The sequence below is a fragment of the Bordetella genomosp. 13 genome, from assembly GCF_007679965.1.
Lineage (GTDB): Bacteria > Pseudomonadota > Gammaproteobacteria > Burkholderiales > Burkholderiaceae_B > Bordetella.
Window position 1 is genome coordinate 1 of sequence record NZ_VEHL01000013.1, and the last position, 16,222, is coordinate 16,222.

Genomic DNA, 16,222 nt, shown 5'->3' on the forward strand with positions numbered 1-16,222 from the left:
TCGCGCGCGCGCAGCATCGCGGGAATCTCCGTCTCCATCGTGGTGTTCGAGCTCGGCACGATCTGGCCGATGCGGTAGGTCTTGGTCATGGCTGTTCCCGGTACTGGCAGCCAGCCCGGAGTCGTGTCCAGCGAGCCGCCAATTTGAATGCATACGCTCTATTCTTGCAGCCTGGGAGTCAACTGGCAAGCATGGCCCTGGAATATTTTCGCCTATTCGAACAAGGGAATACCCTAAGCAAATACCGGGACTTAACGCCGTTCCCCAGTATGAAAAGGCATCGTAGCAACGCTTGCATCGATGCAGGCAAAAACATTGTTTACTTCAAAAATTTGAGCGTATACACTTGTTTTTATTATCCGCCGGCCCTTGAAGCCGCCCCTTTCAGGAGAAATATCGTGCAAGGCAAACCCAGAATCGCAGTGATCGGCGCCGGCTTGGGCGGCACCGCGGGCGCGGCGCTCATGGCGCGCGCGGGGTTCAACGTCAGGCTGTACGAGCAGGCTCCCGCCTTCTCGCGGCTGGGCGCGGGCATCCACCTGGGGCCCAACGTCATGAAGATCATGCGCGCCATCGGCATCGAGGACGAACTGAACCGCCAGGGTTCGCATCCCGACTTCTGGTACAGCCGCCACTGGAAGACCGGCGAGGAGCTCGCCCGCATCCCGCTGGGCGACTACGCGCTGTCGCACTATGGCGCCAGCTACCTGACCGTGCATCGCGGCGACTTCCACGCGCTGATGACGCAGGCCCTGCCCGCGGGCGTGCTGCAGTTCGGCAAGCGCCTGACGAAGATCGACGACCGGGGCGATTCCGTACGGCTCGAATTCGCGGACGGCACCGTCGACGAAGCCGACATCGTCATCGGCGCCGACGGCGTGAACTCGCGGGTGCGCGAACACCTGCTTGGACCCGAGCCCCCCAAGTACACCGGCTACGTCGGCCACCGCGCCGTGTTTCCCACGCCCCTGGACAGCGGCACCCTGCCCTTCGACATGTGTGTGAAATGGTGGTCCGACGATCGCCACATGATGGTGTACTTCGTCACCAGCCGCCGCGACGAGATCTACTACGTCACGGGGGTGCCCGAGGCCGAATGGGACCTGAGCAAGAGCTGGGTGCCCAGCAGCGTGCAGGCCATGCGCGAGGCCTTCGACGGCTGGCACCCCACCGTGCAGGCCCTCATCGAGCATACGCCCGAGGTCACCAAATGGCCGCTGCTCGAGCGCGACCCGCTGCCCCTCTGGAGCCGCGGCCGCATCGTGCTGCTGGGCGATGCCTGCCACCCCATGAAGCCGCACATGGCGCAAGGCGCCGCCATGGCCATCGAGGACGCCGCCATGCTGACCCGCATCTTCCAGCAGGCGGGCCTGTCCGACCACGCGCAGGCATTCAAGCTGTACGAGGCCAACCGCACCGAACGCGCCGGCCGCGTGCAGAAGGTGTCGCACGACAACACCTGGCTGCGCACCAACGAGAACCCCGACTGGTGCTTCGGCTACGACGTGTTCAACGTGCCGCTGGTCGACAGCGCCCCGCGCCGCACCGCGGCCTGAGGCCCGCATCCGGCCGGCCCGGCCACAGGGAAAATCCCCGTGGCCGGGCCGGCCGGCGCCGGATACAGTCCCTGCTTGCATCGCCGTCCCCGACCATGACCGCAACGCCGCGCACGCACACGCTTACCGTCAACCATGCCACGCATGTGGTCGATACGGCGCCCGACACGCCCCTGTTGTACGTGCTGCGCAACGACCTGGGCCTCAATGGGCCGAAGTTCGGCTGCGGGCTGGGCGAATGCGGCGCCTGTACGGTGCTGGTCGACGGCATGGCCGCGCGGTCCTGCGTGCTGCCCATCCGCGGCGTTCAAGGCCGCGACATCACCACGCTCGAAGGGCTGGGCACGCGCGATGCCCCGGGCCCCGTGCAGCAGGCCTTCATCGATCACCAGGCGGCGCAATGCGGCTACTGCCTGAACGGCATGATCATGAGCGCGCAGGCGCTGCTGCTGCGCAACCCGCACCCCTCCGAAGACGAGATCCGCCAGGCCCTGCAATACAACCTGTGCCGCTGCGGCACGCACCTCGAGATCCTGGCCGCCGTGCGTGCCGCGGCCGCGCGGGGACTGGCGTGACGGCGCGGCCATCCCACGCCGCGGCGGTGCCTGCGGGGACTTCCGACCTGGCGCCGCCCAGCGGCGCGCTGCTGCTGCATGGCGTCGTCCTGCGGCCGCCCCGGGCCAGCTGGAACGGCAGCCGCTACACGGGGGCCAGGCTGCACGCCATCGACCGGTCGGCCCTGCGGGGCATGTCCGGGCTGGTCGCCGTCGTGGCGGAAAACGACTACGTGGGCGTGGTGGCCGCCACGCCCGAACTGGCCCGCCAGGCCGGCGCTCGCCTGGCGCTGGACTGGGGCGAGGGCGAGGCCTCCACGACACGCACAACCGCATGGCAACGGCGCGCGGACACGCCGGCGCCGCGAACCGGCGACGACGGCGGCCCATCGTTGCAGGCGACGTATCGATGGCCTACCCCGAACCCCGACGAAGCGGCGACCTGGGCCATCGCAAGCTGGCAAGACGGCGGCCTGACCGTGTGGGCCGCGGACCCGTCCGCCGCGTTGCGCAACGAACTGGCGCGGCTGTGGAGCCTGCCAGCCGAGCGCATCCGCGTGCTGCCTTCCGGGCACCGCGCGCATCCCTGCGCCCTGGACGCCGCGGCCGACGCAGCGATGCTCGCGCGCGCGGTGGGCCGCACGGTGCGCGTGTCCGCATCGCAAGCCCCGCGCGCGCCGCTGGCCACGCACACCCTGCGCGCCATCCTGGACGCATCCGGCGCCATCGCGGCGCTGGACTGGCAGGATGACGGCAGCGGCTTGGCGCGTCCGTCGATGGCGCGGCTGCTGGCGCGGCAGGATGGCACCGCCCCATCGCCGGCCGCGCACATGCCGCCGCACTACGCATTCGCCGATGCCGGCGTGAGCCTGCCCGCGGCGGCCCCGCTCGACGCGTCGCCGACGCTGTGGACGGCCACCCAACCGGCGCGCGTGTTCGCGCTGGAATCCTTCATCGACGAGGCGGCCGCTCACGCGCGCATCGATCCGGTGGCCTATCGCCTGAAGCACATGGACGATGCGCGCGGCGCCGCGCTGGTCAGGCGCGTGGCGCGGCAGGCGGGATGGCCCGGCAGCGACGGCGGCACTGCCGCCTCGTCCGCCCTCGCGCATCGGCCCGCCCGCACCGGCCGCGGCTTCGCCTATGCCTGCACGCTGGACGACAGCACCGAACCGGCGCGCCGCGTCTGGTCGGCCTGGGTGGCGGAGGTCGCGGTGGACGCCGGCAGCGGCGACGTCGCCCTGTCGCGGGTCGTCGTGGGCCACGATGCCGACGATGCGCACGCGGCGCCCGACGCGCATGCCGCCGCGCTGACCGCCGAGCGCCTGCGCGAAGCCGCGCAGCGCCTGCTGCCGGGCCAGGCCGCGTTCGACGACTGGTCCTCGCGCGCCGCGCGGGACGAGGCCGCGCCGCCGCTGGCCATCGACCTGCTCGCCCCCACCGGCGCCCTGGCGCCGGCTGGCGACGCGCTGGCGCCCAGCGCCGCGCCCTGGTCCGATGCCGCCACCCTGCCCGCCGCGGCCGCCGTGGCCAACGCCATCTACGACGCCACCGGCGTGAGGCTGCGCGCACCGCCCTTCGACAGCGCCGCGACCCGTCAGGCCCTGGCCATCACGGGTCCGGCCCGCCGCGGCCGCCGGCCTGCCTACGCCTGGCTGGGCGGCATCGCGGCCGCGGCCGCCGGGCTGATCGTGTCCGCGCTGCCATGGCGCAGCGCCATCGCCCCGGTCGCCGCGCCCGACCTCAGCCTGTACTCGCCGCAGGCGATCGAACGCGGCCGGCTGGTGGCCGCCGCCGGCGACTGCGTGGTCTGCCACACCGCGCCGGGCGGCACGCCCAACGCGGGCGGACTGGCGCTGGATACGCCGTTCGGCACGATCTACACCACCAACATCACGCCCGATGCCGATACCGGCATCGGCAACTGGTCGTACGCCGCCTTCGACCGCGCCATGCGGCAGGGCGTGCATCGCGACGGCCGCCAGCTGTATCCGGCCTTCCCGTACACCTCGTTCGCCAAACTGACCGAAGCGGACATGCAGGCGCTGTATGCCTACATGATGTCGCAGCCGGCCGTGCGCAGCGCGCCGCCCGAGACCCGCCTGGCCTTTCCGTACAACGTGCGGCCGCTGATGGCCGGCTGGAACCTGCTCTTCCACGACAACCAGGTCTACCAGCCCGATCCCGCGCAGTCGCTGGCCTGGAACCGGGGCGCCTATCTGGTGCAGGGCGCGGGCCATTGCGGCGCCTGCCATACCCCGCGCAACGCGCTGGGCGCCGAACGCCGTGGCCTCGCCGCCCTGCTGGCCGGCGGCGAAGCCGAAGGCTGGGAAGCGCCGGCCTTGAACGGCCTGTCGCGCGCGCCGGTGCCATGGACCGAGGACGACCTGTACGCCTACCTGCGCACGGGGTTTTCCGAACGCCATGGCGTGGCGGCCGGTCCGATGGCGCCCGTCATCCATGGCCTGGCGGAGCTGCCCGACCAGGATGTGCGCGCCATGGCGGTCTACCTGGCGTCGCTGAATCCGGCCGTGGCTCGCCAGGCTGGACCTGACCAGACCGCACCTGGTCTGGCCGGACCGTCCCCCGCCGCGCAGGCGGCCGCCGTCAACGCGCTGGAGGCCGCCTCGGCGCCGGATGCCCGGCTGTTTCCCGCCGGCGGCGAACGCCTGTTCCAGGGCGCGTGCGCCGCCTGCCACGAGACCCGCGACGCGGCCCCGCTGTTCGGCGCGCGTCCGTCGCTGGCGCTGAACACCAACCTGCACAGCGACAGGCCCGACAACCTGATCCAGGTCATCCTGCACGGCATCGCCGACCCCGCCGGCGATGGCCTGGGGTACATGCCCGCCTTCGGCGGCAGCCTGGACGACGCGCAGGTGACGCAACTGGTGGAATACATGCGGGTGCGCTTCGCGCCGCAACGGCCGGCCTGGACGGACGTGTCCCGGCGCGTGGGCGAGCTGCGTGCCACGGCGCAGGGCGGCCATGCCGCATCGGCCGGCGCCACGCAGGAACCCGCCGCGGCGCACTGAGACCGCGCTTCCAATGCCCGAAACGACGATCCCCGCCAGGAGGCAGGGATCGGGACTGCAGCACGGCAGCGGTACGAGAGGCCCGTCGCACGGGCCGCCAGCCACGGCCTACACCGTGAGATACGCGCGGCGCACCGCCTCGTCTTCCGCCAGCTCCGCCATCGTGCCGGAATAGCGGATCTGGCCCTTCTCCAGCACGTAGGCGCGGTCCGACACCAGCTCGGCGAAATGCACGTTCTGCTCGGACAGCAGGATGCTGGCGCCCTGCGCCTTCAGCGCCAGGATCATGTGGGCCATCTGCTCGACGATGACGGGCGCCACGCCTTCGGACGGCTCGTCCAGCAGCACCAGGTAGGGGTTGCCCATCAGCGTGCGCGCCACCGTCAGCATCTGCTGCTCGCCGCCGCTCATCTGGCCGCCAGGCCGATCCTGCATGGCGCCCAGGTTGGGAAACAGCTCGTACAGCGCCTGCGACGTCCAGTGCTTCGCCTCGGCGCCATCGGGCCAGCGTCGCGCCGGCTGGCGGCCCACCTCGAGGTTCTCGGTGACGCTCAGGTCGGTGAAGACGCGACGGTCCTCGGGCACGAAGCCCAGGCCCATCCGCGCGATCTCGTAGGGCTGGCGGTTCGTGATGTCCTGTCCCATGAAGCCGACGCGGCCCGTGCGGCGGGCCAGCAGGCCCATCACGGCCTTGATGGTGGTGGACTTGCCCGCGCCGTTGCGGCCCATCAGCGCCACGACCTCGCCGCGACGCACCTCGAAATCCACGTCGAACAGGATGTGCGCGGCGCCATACCAGGCGTTCAGGCCCTGGACCCGCAGCAGTGGCTCGGTGGATGCCGCATGGGCGGCATCGATGGAAGCTTGCGCGACTGCGCTCATGCGGGCACTCCTGCGGCCGGTTTCTCGAACGTCTTGCCGGTGCCGAAGTAGACCTCCTGCACCTTGGGATGATTGCGGATGTCCTGCGCGGAGCCTTCCGCGATCAGGCTGCCGCGCGCCAGCACGATCATGCGGTCCGCGTACGCGAACACCACGTCCATGCTGTGCTCGGTGAACAGCACCGCCATGCGGCGATCCACCACCAGCCGCTTGGTCAGCGCCATCAGTTCGTTGCGCTCCTTGGGCGCCATGCCCGCGGTGGGCTCGTCCATCAGCAGCAGCTTGGGATCATTGGCCAGGCCCATGGCCAGCTCGACGCGCTTGACGTCGCCATAGGCCAGCTCGCTGCAGGGCCTGTCGGCCTGGTCGCGCATGCCGACCTGCTCCAGCAGATCCAGCGCCTGGCCGCGATACTGGCGGCCGGCCTGCGACCACAGCGAGAAAATGCGCCGGTGATGCGACAGCAACGCCATCTGGATGTTCTCGGCCACCGTCAACGACGCGAAGGTGGCCGCGATCTGGAAGGTGCGCCCCACGCCCAGGCGCCAGATGTCGCGCGGACGCATGCCGGTCAGCTCCCGGCCTTCGAGCGTGATCGACCCCGAGCTGGGCGGCAACTGGCCGCCCACCATGTTGAAGGTGGTCGACTTGCCCGCGCCGTTGGGCCCGATCAGGGCCAGCAGTTCGCCCGCGGCCAGGTCGAAATTGATGCCGTTGACGGCCTTCACGCCGCCGAAGGATTTGTTGAGATCCCTGACTTTCAGCAAGCTCATTGGTGCACCTCCGTGCGCTGCGCACTCTGACTCATGCCTGCTTCTCCGTGCCCAGCGAAAGGCCCTGGTCGTTGCCGTCACGGCGGCCCAGGCGCTGCGCCAGTTGATGGAACGCGCCCGCGATGCCCTGCGGGAACGCCAGCACCAGCAGCAGGATCACGCCGCCCAGCAGCGCGCGCCAGTATTCGGTCAGCCGCATCACATAATCCTGCAGCACGTTGAACGCCGCGGCGCCCACCACCGGGCCGGCCAGCGTCTGGATCCCGCCCAGCAGCACCATCACCAGGCCGTCGACCGACTTGCCCACGGCCATCGCGTCAGGCGAGATGCTGCCCTTGGAGAACACGAACAACGCCCCGGCCAGCCCCGCGAACGTGCCGGCCAGCACGAATGCCGCCCACTGCACGCGCTTGACGTCGATGCCGATGGCATCGGCACGCAGCATCGAATCCCGCCCCGCGCGCAGCGCATAGCCGAACGGCGCGAAAAGAATGCGGCGCAGCACCAGCATGGACAGGGCCGCCAGGCCCAGCACCAGGTAGTAGTAGGCATTGCCCGACAGCCAGTCGGCCGGCCACACCCCGATCAGCCCATTGGACCCGCCGGTGAAGTCATCCCACTGGAACACCACGGACCAGACGATCTGCGAGAACGCCAGCGTCAGCATGGCCAGGTAGACGCCGGACAGGCGCACGCAGAACCAGCCGAACACCAGCGCGCCCGCCGCGGCGGCGAACGGCGCGAACACCAGCGCCATTTCCATTGGCAGCGCCGCGGCCTTCAGCAGCAGCGCGGCGCCGTAGGCCCCCAGGCCGAAATACGCCGCGTGGCCGAACGAATGCATGCCGCCCGGCCCCATGATGAAGTGCAGGCTGAGTGCGAACAGCGCGGCGATCAGGATGTCCTGGGCCAGCACCGGCGCATACGGCAGCCACGTGTCCAGCAGGGGCAGCACGACCAGCGCCGCCAGCAGCGCCAGCCCCAGCGCGCGCACGGCGCCGGACGCCGGGCGCAGCGGCGCCTCGGCCGGCGCCGAATTGCGGCTGGCGCCCTGCGGCCGGCCAAACAGGCCCCAGGGACGGAACACCAGCACCAGCGCCATGAACAGGAACTCGACCACCAGCGTCAGCTTGGAGAACGACACATCGATGCCGAACAGCGTGACGTTGCCCAGGCCGATGCACAGCGCCTTGAGCTCGGCGATGATCAGCGCCGCGACGTAGGCGCCGGGAATGGACCCCATGCCGCCCACCACCACGATGACGAAGGCGTCGCCGATGGAGCGCAGGTCCAGTCCCAGGCTGGCGGGCTCGCGCGGCAGCTGCACCGCGCCGCCCAGCCCGGCCAGCATGGCGCCCAGCGCGAAGACGCTGGTGAACAGCCAGGCCTGGTTCACGCCCAGCGCCCCCAGCATCTCGCGGTCCTGCGTGGCGGCGCGCACCAGCGTGCCCCAGCGCGTGCGCGTCAGCAGCAGCCACAGCAGGCCCAGCACCACCGGACCGATCAGGATCAGCACCAGGTTGTAGACGGGATATTGCCTGCCCAGCAGGTCGATGGCGCCGGTCAGGCCCGGCGCGCGCCGGCCCAGCAGGTCCTCGGCACCCCAGATCCACAGCGTGGCGTCATTGATCACCAGCACCAGCGCGAAGGTGGCCAGCAGCTGGAAGAGCTCGGGCGCGCGGTAGATGCGCCGCAGCAGCACGATCTCGACCAGCGCGCCGAACGCGCCCACCAGCACCGCCGCGGCCACCAGGCCGAACCAGAAGCCCAGCGCCGAGCCGCCGACGTGCTCCACGACCGAATACGCCACGTACACGCCCAGCATGTACAGCGAGCCGTGCGCGAAGTTGACGATGCGGGTGACGCCGAAGATCAGCGACAGCCCCGCGGCCACGAGGAACAGCGACGATGCCTCGGCCAGGCCGTTGAGCAACTGCGCGAGAAAACCGGTGAAATCCATGGCAGCACACCACCTGATCAGCGAGGCGCGGCGGCCTCAGTCGCCCTTGCGCAGCTTGCGCACTTCGTCGTCGGACGGCATGACCGAGCCACCATCGACATAGCGGAAATCGACCATCACGCCCTTGCCGTCGCGCTTGCCCAGCTTGCCAACGTAGGCGCCCATGGTGGATTGGTGGTCCAGCGCGCGGTACTCGATGGGTCCGAAGGGGATGGTCAGCTTCAGGCCGGCGAATGCCTTGATCATGGCCTCGGTATCCGTCGAGCCGGCGCGCTTCATGCCCTCGGCCAGCGACTTGATGGCGCTGTAGCCCACCACCGAACCCAGGCGCGGATAGTCCTTGAATTTGTCCTGGTAGGCCTTCAGGAAGGCCTGGTGCTCGGGGGTGTCGATGAATTGCCAGGGATAGCCCGTGACGACCCAGCCCTCGGGCGTCTCGTCGCGCAGCGGGTCCAGGTATTCCGGCTCGCCGCTCAGCACACTGACCACGGGACGGTCCTTGAACAGGCCGCGCGTCTCGCCCTCGCGCACCAGCTTGGCCAGGTCGGCCGCGAACAGCACGTTGAAGATGGCGTCGGGCTTGGCGTCGGCCAGGGCCTGCACCACGCTGCCGGCGTCGACCTTGCCCAGCGGCGGGGCCTGCTCGGCGACGAACTCGACGTCGGGCTGGGCGGCCTTCATCAGCGCCTTGAAGGTGGCGACGGCCGACTGGCCGTACTCGTAGTTGGGGTAGACGATGGCCCAGCGCTTCTTCTTCAGCTTCAGGGCCTCGGGCACCAGCATCGCGACCTGCACGTAGGTGGAGGTGCGCAGGCGGTACGTGTAGCGGTTGCCGTTCTCCCAGGTGATCTTGTCGGTCAGCGGTTCGCTGGCCAGGAAGAACACCTTCTTCTGCTTGGCGTAGTCGGTCAGGGCCAGGCCGATGTGCGACAGGAAGGAGCCCGTCAGCACGTCGACGCGCTCGCGCGAGACCAGCTCTTCGGCGGCGCGCACGGCCTCGCCGGGATTGGCGTTGTCGTCGCGGATGACCAGCTCGAGCTTCCTGCCGTTGACGCCGCCCGCGCCGTTGACCTCGTCCAGGGCCAACTGCATGCCCTTGCGGTAGGGATCCAGGAAGGCGGGCTGCGCCTTGTAGCTGTTGATCTCGCCGATCTTGATGGTGCCTTGCGCCCACGACGGGGCAGCCGCCATGGCGAACCAGGCCAGGCCCGCGGCCGAGAGGGCGCGCAGAGTACGAATACGACCGTTCATTGTTTTCCCCTAGATGAGTGACGGCGTCGATGCGACGGCTGCATTCCGGTACCGGTGCGGCCCACGCTTGATAAAGCGTACACACTCAAATTTTGCATTGACTTGGGTCAATTATCCACCATAACCACAACAACGTGATGGATATTTGAAACCCTAGGGGATAACCCGAAGATCAGCGATAAATCAGCGTGTTAAGGCTATATCGCTCGCCCTGGGATGGGGCATTTACTTGCGGCGGCGCCCTGTTCCGGGGCATGAACGAACGAGAAAATTCGAGCGTCGACGCTTAATTTTCGACCTAGGACTTTCCCTAGATTGCCGCTTTTCCGGCTACGAAGGCGCGCCCGCGGCGTCCATCTCGCTCATCTTGCGCAGCAGATAGACGATGGCCACGCGCTCGCCCGGGTTGAGGTCGCCGAACGTGCTTTCGGTAATGCGCTGGGCGAAAGGCACCATTTCCGCGACCAGCGCCTGCCCCGCCTCGGTCAGCGTGACCAGCACCTTGCGGCGGTCGGCAGGATCATGCGAGACCTCGAGCAGCTCGCGCGCCTTCAGGCGTTCGATCACGCCGCGCACGGTAGCCTGGTCGATGGCCGTGGCCTTGACCACCTCGACCAGCGAACAGGCCTGCCGGTCGCGCACGGCGCACAGCACCACGAACTGCGCGGCGGTCAGCTGGGAATCGGGGATGGTCTGCTGGAAGATCGCCATGTGGCGCTGGTAAGCGCGGCGCAGCAGGTGGCCGACTTGGTCGGGGAACTGATAGGACAGGCCGGACGTGTCTGGGCCGGAAGAGGAACGCGATGCTTCCTTGGAACGGGGCATGGACGATGGCGTGGACAGTAGCGTGACAGAGCGGTCCGCGTGCGCGAGCCGCGCGCAGGCCTGCCGGCAGTATACCGATGCCTGCGCGGGGGACGGCAAGGCCGGCGATGCGCCGGCCCGGGAGTATCAACCGGCCCGGATGCCCGCCTTCCTGATGATGGGCCCCCACTTGGCCCGCTCCTGCTCGGCGAACTCGGCCAGGTCCTTGGCACTGCCGCCGGCGGGCTCGTAGCCCAGCTGCAGCAGCCGCGCGCGCGTCTCGGGCTCCTGCAGGATCTGGTTGACGGCCTGGTTCAGGCGGTCGACCACCGCACGCGGCGTGCCCTTGGGCGCGAACAGCGCGTTCCAGGCGATCACCTCGAAATCCGGCACGCCCTGCTGCGCCACGCTGGGCACGCCGGGCAGCAGGTCGGTGGGGCCCTGGCTGGTCACGGCCAGGGCGCGCAGCTTGCCGCCCGCCACCTGCGCGCGCGCCACGGCCACCGTGTCGATCAGCACGGGGATCTGCCCGCCCATCACGTCGTTCACCGCCGTGGGCGAGCCCTTGTAGGGCACGCCGAACAGCGGCGCCTTGGTCTGCTCCTTCATCAGCTCCAGCACCAGCTGTGCCGTGGTGCTGGGCATGCCGACGTCGGCCGCGCCCTTGCCGCGTCTGGCGGCTTCCAGCAGGTCGCCCACGGACTTCATCTTCGAGTCCGCCGCTACCATCAGCGCCATGGGAAACGTCGCCACCAGCGCGATCGGCGCGAAATCCTTCTTCGCGTCGAACGTCAGCTGGGGATAAAGGAATTCGTTCAGCGCGTGCGTGGCGTTGGTGCCCATCGTCAGTGTGTAGCCGTCGGGCTCCGCGCGCGCCACGACGTCGGTGCCGATGTTGCCGCCCGCGCCGCCGCGGTTCTCGACGATGAAGGGCTGGCCCAGCTTGGCCGACAGCTTCTCGGCCATGTAGCGCGTGGCCACGTCGGTACCCTGCCCGGCCTGGTAGGCGACGACGATGCGCACGGGTTTCTCGGGGTACGCGGCCGCGGCCAGCGGGCTCGCGCCGATGAGCGCCGCCAACGACAGCGCGGCCGACATGATGCGTTTCATGGTGGATGTCTCCTGATTATCGTAGTGACTGCGTTTTGCTGCAGTTCTGCCTTGCCGCCACGCGAGGGACCGTCGCCGGCCTGGGCCGCCGCAGTCCCATGCGACGGACCGTCGCCGTGGTTGATCTTGCTGCACACCGATACGCCGCCGTCCCGGCCTCCTCGCCGCGCCGGCGGTTCCTGCCTACGACTCGCGCCGACGCGCCTGGGCAGGCGCGCCCCAGCCCGCGTCGCGGATGGCCTGTTCGTTCTCCGACAGGGCGGGCGGCGCGCCGCCAGGCCGTCCCGGCGTGGCCGACAGCCGGATCGGCACGCCCAGTCCGCGATAGCCGCCGTCCTGCACCGCCATGCCGCGATGCGCGGCATGCGTCTGCTGCAAGGCCTGCGGCACCGTATTGACCGGCCCCGCCGCGATGCCCGCGCCCATCAGTTCCTCGCACAGGCGGTCGCGCTCGAAGCCGCGCAACGCGGCCTCGATCTCCACGCGCAGTTCCGACGCATGCTGCACCCGCAGCGCGTTCGACGCGAAGCGCGCGTCCTCGGCCAGGGCCGCGCGGTCCACCACGCGGCAGAAACGCGCGAACTGCGCGTTGTTCAGGATGCCCAGGAACAGCGGGCCATCGCTGGCTTCGAACTGGTCGTACGGCGCGATGTTGGGATGCGCGCTGCCCGTCAGTACGGGCGCCTGGCCCGAATGGAACCAGTTGGAGGCATGCGGCACCAGCAGGCTGAGCGCGGTGTCGAACAGCGTGGCCTCGACCCGCTGGCCGGCGCCGGTGCGCTGGCGCGCCAACAGCGCCATCAGGATGCCGACCAGGGCCGTATAGCCCGTCAGATGATCCACCACCGGCACGCCGAGCCGCGTGGGGCCGGACTGCGCCGTGCCGTTCACGCTCATCAGGCCGCACATGGCCTGCAGCACCGCGTCGTAGCCCGGCAGCTTGCCCAGCGGCCCGTCGGCGCCGAAGCCCGTGATGCTGCAATACACCAGCCTGGGCAGGCGCGGCGCCAGGTCACGTTCGTAGTCCAGTCCCCACCGCGCCATCGTGCCCGGCAGGAAATTCTCGACCAGCACGTCCGCGTCTTCCAGCAGGCGCAGCAGCACCTCGCGCTCGTCGGGCCGGCCCAGGTCCAGGGCGATGGAGCGCTTGCCGCGGTTCAGCGCATGGAAATACGCCGCGTCGCCGCCCGGCGCGAACGGCGGGCCCAGCCGCCGCGTGTCGTCGCCCGTGGGCGGCTCGACCTTGACGACCTCGGCCCCATGATCGGCCAGGATCTGCGTGCAAAGCGGCCCGGCCAGCACGCGCGACAGGTCCACGACCCGCACGCCCGCCAGCGCGCCGTGCCCGGCCGCGGTCGGTGCATCGTCCGCCTTTCCCGAGGGATTGCTGCTCATGCCGTCTCCCGAATTGCGGCGCCGCCACCGGCGGCGCCCGACGCGTGCGTGGCATCAACCCCGCGTGGGCAGTTCCACCACGCCGGTGCCCAGCACGGACAGTTCGCCGTCCTGGTTCTCGGCGCGCTGGTCGATCTCGACCAGGTGGCGGCCGTCCTCGACGTACTTGCGCACCACCTTGCCGCGGAAGAACAGCATATCGCCCTCGGGATTGTGGCGGCGCACCTTGCACGCCGACTTGCGCAGCATGCCGTCGTCGCCCATCCAGTTGGTGAGGTGGTGCGTCAGCCACGAATTGCGCTCGGGACCGTAGTCGTACGCGCCGGGCGCGCCCACTTCCAGCGCGAAGTCTTCCTCCCAGTGCACGCGCTCGGGCACGTCGGGAATGCCGAAACGGTTCTTGATGCCCACGCCGGGATGCGCATCGATCAGCCGCCACGCCAGCTTGTTGGCGCGGATATACAGGCCCCCCCAGCCCTGCGCATAGGCGATGAAGCCGGTCACCGTCATCGGCCCCTTGAACATGACGGGCAGTTCCTCGCCCTCTTTCACGTCTTCCCAGTAGCGTTTCTGCGCGCCGCGCACCTCTTCCTGCGCGTACAGCCTGTAGGCCTCGGCCAGCTCTTCGTCCGTGTAGCGGCGCGGCGCGCGCTCGCGCACCTCGCGGTACTTCGTGCCCTTCTCGCGCGCATGGTCGCGCTCGGTGCGGAAGCACCAGCTGTCGGCCTCGGCCACCTTGTCGCCCTGCTGGTTGTAGAAGTCGACGTGGTAGATCTGCTGGATGGCGCGGCCGGCGAAGCGCGTCTCGTGCTCGACCAGGTCCTTCAGCACGGCCTCGGTGGAGATCTCGTCGTTGCGCCGCACCTGCTTGTGCCAGGTCCAGTCGGCGCCCGACCACATCGCGTGTACGCCCGGCAGGCCGCCCACGTAGCCCGACACGATGCGGCTGGTGGAAAACAGGAAGCTGGGCAGCGCCACGATGCCGCCGTGCGCGGTACGCGCGGCATAGTCCGGGTCGCACCACAGCGGATTGTCGTCGCCGATGCCGTGCGCGTAGTGGCGGATGTTGTCGCGCGTGGCCTCGTAGCACCAGGGCTCGGCCGTGGCGCCGATCTTCACGCCGATGCGGCGGCGCAGGTCGTCCAGGTCGCGTTCGGTGATCTTGGGGAAACTGCGTTCTTGGGTGCTGATCGACATTGCGGTTGTCTCCTCGGTTGTTCTGTTCAACGGCGCGGGTCAGGCGCTGGCCACCGTGCCGGCCGCCGCGGCCGCGGCCTCGCTTTCGCGCAGCTTCTTGCGGTGCACCTTGCCGGCGGGCGTCTTGGGCAATTCGTCGACGAAGGCCACGTGGCGCGGGTACTCGTGCTGGCTGAGCTGCGCGCGCACCTGGTCCTGGATCTCGCGCACGAAGGCCTCGTCGGGCCTGCGCTGCGACACCACGAAGGCCTTCACCACCTGGCCGCGCAGCGCGTCCGGCACGCCGATGGCGGCGGCCTCGCGCACGTCGCGGTGCTTCAGGATGGCGTCCTCGATCTCGACCGCGCTCATGGTCCAGCCGGCCGAGATGATCACGTCGTCGGCGCGGCCCGCGTGGTAGTAGTAGCCGTCCTCGTCCATGCGGGCCAGGTCCTTGGTGGGCAGCCAGCCGTCGTGGCGCCACACCATCAGCTCGCCGGTCTGGCCGGGCGCCGCGGGCTGGCCGGCCGCGTCGCGCACCATCACGCGGCAGCCCGGCACGGGCTTGCCCAGCGAGCCGGGCCGCACCGGAAAATCGTCCGCGCCGGGATAGCTGGCCAGGATCACGCCGATCTCGGTGGTGCCGTACATGCTGCGCGGCGCGATGCCGAAGGTGGCCTCGACGAATTCCTCGGTGGCCCCGTCCATGGGTTCGCCGGTGTACGAGACCTTGTCCAGGAAATAGCGGTGCATGCCCGCCTGGCCGCTGTTGCGCATCATGCGGTAGTGCGTGGCGGCGGCCGAGATGTTGGTGAAGCGGTGCTGCTCGAGCGCCTGCAGCAGGCGGGCCGCGTCGAACTTGCCGGCATACGCGCCCACCGTCAGGCCCAGCGCCAGCGGCGCCAGCGTGCCGTGCCACAGGCCGTGGCCCCAGGCGGGCGAGGACGGACAGATGAAGCGGTCGCCGGGCCGCAGCCCCGTGCCGTACAGCGCCGCCACCATCAGCGTGACCAGCGCGCGATGCGTATGGCGTACGGCCTCGGGCAGTTCACGCGTGGTGCCCGACGTGTACTGGAACACGGCCAGGTCGTCGGCGCGCGTGTCGATGGCATAGGTGTCGGAATGGCCGGCCAGCTCGGCCTCGAAGGCCGCGTCGGCCACTGCCGTTTCCAGTCCGGCGATGCCGGCGCACACGGCGGCCTTGTCGGCCTGCGTGACCATCAGCCGGGGCTTGCAGTCCTGCACGCGCAGCCGCACGCCGTCGGGGCCGAACAGCGTGAACATCGGCACGGCGATGGCGCCGCGCTTGATGGTGCCGAACAGCGCCACGTAGAACGCCCGCGAGGGTTCGAGCATGATCGCGACCCGGTCGCCGCGCTCCACCCCACGTGCCTGCAGGTAGTGCGCGAAGCGCGAGGAATCGCGCGCCAGGTCACGGTACGTCAGCGTGGCGTCGTCGCCGTCGGCGCGTACCAGCACGATGGCCGGATGGTCGGCATGCGCATGCCGATCGATGCATTCGTGCGCGATGTTGAGCTGTTCGCGGTCGCCATCGAACAGCTGCCACAGGCCCTCGCGCGACCAATGGGCCTGCGCGTCCGCGTACGTCGTGTAGTCCGTCAGCTTGCTCATCGAAACGGGTTCCTCGCAGGGCCCGCGAGGCGGGCGTGGTTGCCTGGGACATCCGGCAGAACAGTGCAGCCACTTTGCGCGCGGGCTTTAGAATTGT

General features: G+C 69.7%; 12 protein-coding genes and 1 pseudogene. 3 read left to right on the forward strand and 10 right to left on the reverse strand.

The genetic code is table 11. From position 1 onward, the window contains the following. Positions 1 to 89 (reverse strand): annotated as a pseudogene (locus tag FS845_RS24875) (Asp/Glu racemase); the annotation flags it as partial. Between the two features lie 309 nt (positions 90 to 398). Here FS845_RS24875 and FS845_RS24880 point away from each other — a divergent pair. The 3 genes from FS845_RS24880 to FS845_RS24890 all read left to right on the forward strand — a co-directional run bounded on the left by FS845_RS24880 (position 399) and on the right by FS845_RS24890 (position 5,142). Then, complete coding sequence (locus tag FS845_RS24880; RefSeq protein WP_144640812.1) at positions 399 to 1,556, forward strand: FAD-dependent monooxygenase; 1,158 nt, start codon at positions 399 to 401, stop codon at positions 1,554 to 1,556. A gap of 95 nt (positions 1,557 to 1,651) precedes the next feature. Further along, the gene (locus FS845_RS24885) at positions 1,652 to 2,131 is read left to right on the forward strand and encodes a (2Fe-2S)-binding protein (RefSeq protein WP_144640815.1); all 480 of its coding nucleotides are present in this window, start codon (positions 1,652 to 1,654) and stop codon (positions 2,129 to 2,131) included. Continuing rightward, positions 2,128 to 5,142 (forward strand): molybdopterin-dependent oxidoreductase, encoded by a 3,015-nt coding sequence (locus FS845_RS24890; protein WP_144640818.1) that lies wholly within the window; start codon positions 2,128 to 2,130, stop codon positions 5,140 to 5,142. Before FS845_RS24885 ends, FS845_RS24890 begins: the two co-directional genes overlap by 4 nt. 108 nt (positions 5,143 to 5,250) lie before the next feature. Here the strand turns inward: FS845_RS24890 and FS845_RS24895 are convergent, their stop codons facing one another. The 9 genes from FS845_RS24895 to FS845_RS24935 form a co-directional block, all read right to left on the reverse strand. Further along, positions 5,251 to 6,024 carry an ABC transporter ATP-binding protein gene (locus FS845_RS24895; RefSeq protein ID WP_144640821.1) on the reverse strand — a complete coding sequence of 258 codons (774 nt, stop codon included), beginning with the start codon at positions 6,022 to 6,024 and terminating at the stop codon, positions 5,251 to 5,253. Further along, positions 6,021 to 6,797: an ABC transporter ATP-binding protein gene (locus tag FS845_RS24900; protein ID WP_144640824.1), complete on the reverse strand. Its 777-nt coding sequence runs from the start codon at positions 6,795 to 6,797 to the stop codon at positions 6,021 to 6,023. The genes FS845_RS24895 and FS845_RS24900 overlap by 4 nt, the downstream gene beginning before the upstream one ends. A 31-nt stretch (positions 6,798 to 6,828) precedes the next feature. Beyond that, complete coding sequence (locus FS845_RS24905) at positions 6,829 to 8,757, reverse strand: ABC transporter permease (protein ID WP_144640827.1); 1,929 nt, start codon at positions 8,755 to 8,757, stop codon at positions 6,829 to 6,831. A gap of 36 nt (positions 8,758 to 8,793) precedes the next feature. Next, a complete protein-coding gene (locus tag FS845_RS24910; protein ID WP_144640830.1) occupies positions 8,794 to 10,008 on the reverse strand; it encodes an ABC transporter substrate-binding protein in 1,215 nt (404 codons plus the stop codon). A gap of 330 nt (positions 10,009 to 10,338) precedes the next feature. After that, entirely contained in the window at positions 10,339 to 10,833 is a 495-nt protein-coding gene (locus FS845_RS24915; RefSeq protein ID WP_144640833.1) for a MarR family winged helix-turn-helix transcriptional regulator, read from the reverse strand. A 126-nt stretch (positions 10,834 to 10,959) separates the two neighbouring features. Continuing rightward, positions 10,960 to 11,922, reverse strand: a complete 963-nt coding sequence (locus FS845_RS24920) for a Bug family tripartite tricarboxylate transporter substrate binding protein (protein ID WP_144640836.1) — start codon at positions 11,920 to 11,922, stop codon at positions 10,960 to 10,962. A gap of 183 nt (positions 11,923 to 12,105) precedes the next feature. Continuing rightward, a complete protein-coding gene (locus FS845_RS24925) occupies positions 12,106 to 13,317 on the reverse strand; it encodes a CaiB/BaiF CoA transferase family protein (protein ID WP_144640839.1) in 1,212 nt (403 codons plus the stop codon). Between the two features lie 54 nt (positions 13,318 to 13,371). Continuing rightward, complete coding sequence (locus FS845_RS24930) at positions 13,372 to 14,514, reverse strand: MaoC family dehydratase N-terminal domain-containing protein (protein ID WP_144640842.1); 1,143 nt, start codon at positions 14,512 to 14,514, stop codon at positions 13,372 to 13,374. Positions 14,515 to 14,553: 39 nt separating this feature from the next. Beyond that, the gene (locus tag FS845_RS24935; RefSeq protein ID WP_144640845.1) at positions 14,554 to 16,125 is read right to left on the reverse strand and encodes an acyl-CoA synthetase; all 1,572 of its coding nucleotides are present in this window, start codon (positions 16,123 to 16,125) and stop codon (positions 14,554 to 14,556) included. Positions 16,126 to 16,222: the final 97 nt, after the last annotated feature.

Coding starts and splice junctions, on each gene's coding strand:
- FS845_RS24885 (WP_144640815.1), top strand. CDS start 1,652: ATGACCGCAACGCCGCGCACGCACACGCTTACCGTCAACCATGCCACG.
- FS845_RS24920 (WP_144640836.1), bottom strand. CDS start 11,922: ATGAAACGCATCATGTCGGCCGCGCTGTCGTTGGCGGCGCTCATCGGC.
- FS845_RS24910 (WP_144640830.1), bottom strand. CDS start 10,008: ATGAACGGTCGTATTCGTACTCTGCGCGCCCTCTCGGCCGCGGGCCTG.
- FS845_RS24915 (WP_144640833.1), bottom strand. CDS start 10,833: ATGCCCCGTTCCAAGGAAGCATCGCGTTCCTCTTCCGGCCCAGACACG.
- FS845_RS24895 (WP_144640821.1), bottom strand. CDS start 6,024: ATGAGCGCAGTCGCGCAAGCTTCCATCGATGCCGCCCATGCGGCATCC.
- FS845_RS24905 (WP_144640827.1), bottom strand. CDS start 8,757: ATGGATTTCACCGGTTTTCTCGCGCAGTTGCTCAACGGCCTGGCCGAG.
- FS845_RS24935 (WP_144640845.1), bottom strand. CDS start 16,125: ATGAGCAAGCTGACGGACTACACGACGTACGCGGACGCGCAGGCCCAT.
- FS845_RS24925 (WP_144640839.1), bottom strand. CDS start 13,317: ATGAGCAGCAATCCCTCGGGAAAGGCGGACGATGCACCGACCGCGGCC.
- FS845_RS24900 (WP_144640824.1), bottom strand. CDS start 6,797: ATGAGCTTGCTGAAAGTCAGGGATCTCAACAAATCCTTCGGCGGCGTG.
- FS845_RS24930 (WP_144640842.1), bottom strand. CDS start 14,514: ATGTCGATCAGCACCCAAGAACGCAGTTTCCCCAAGATCACCGAACGC.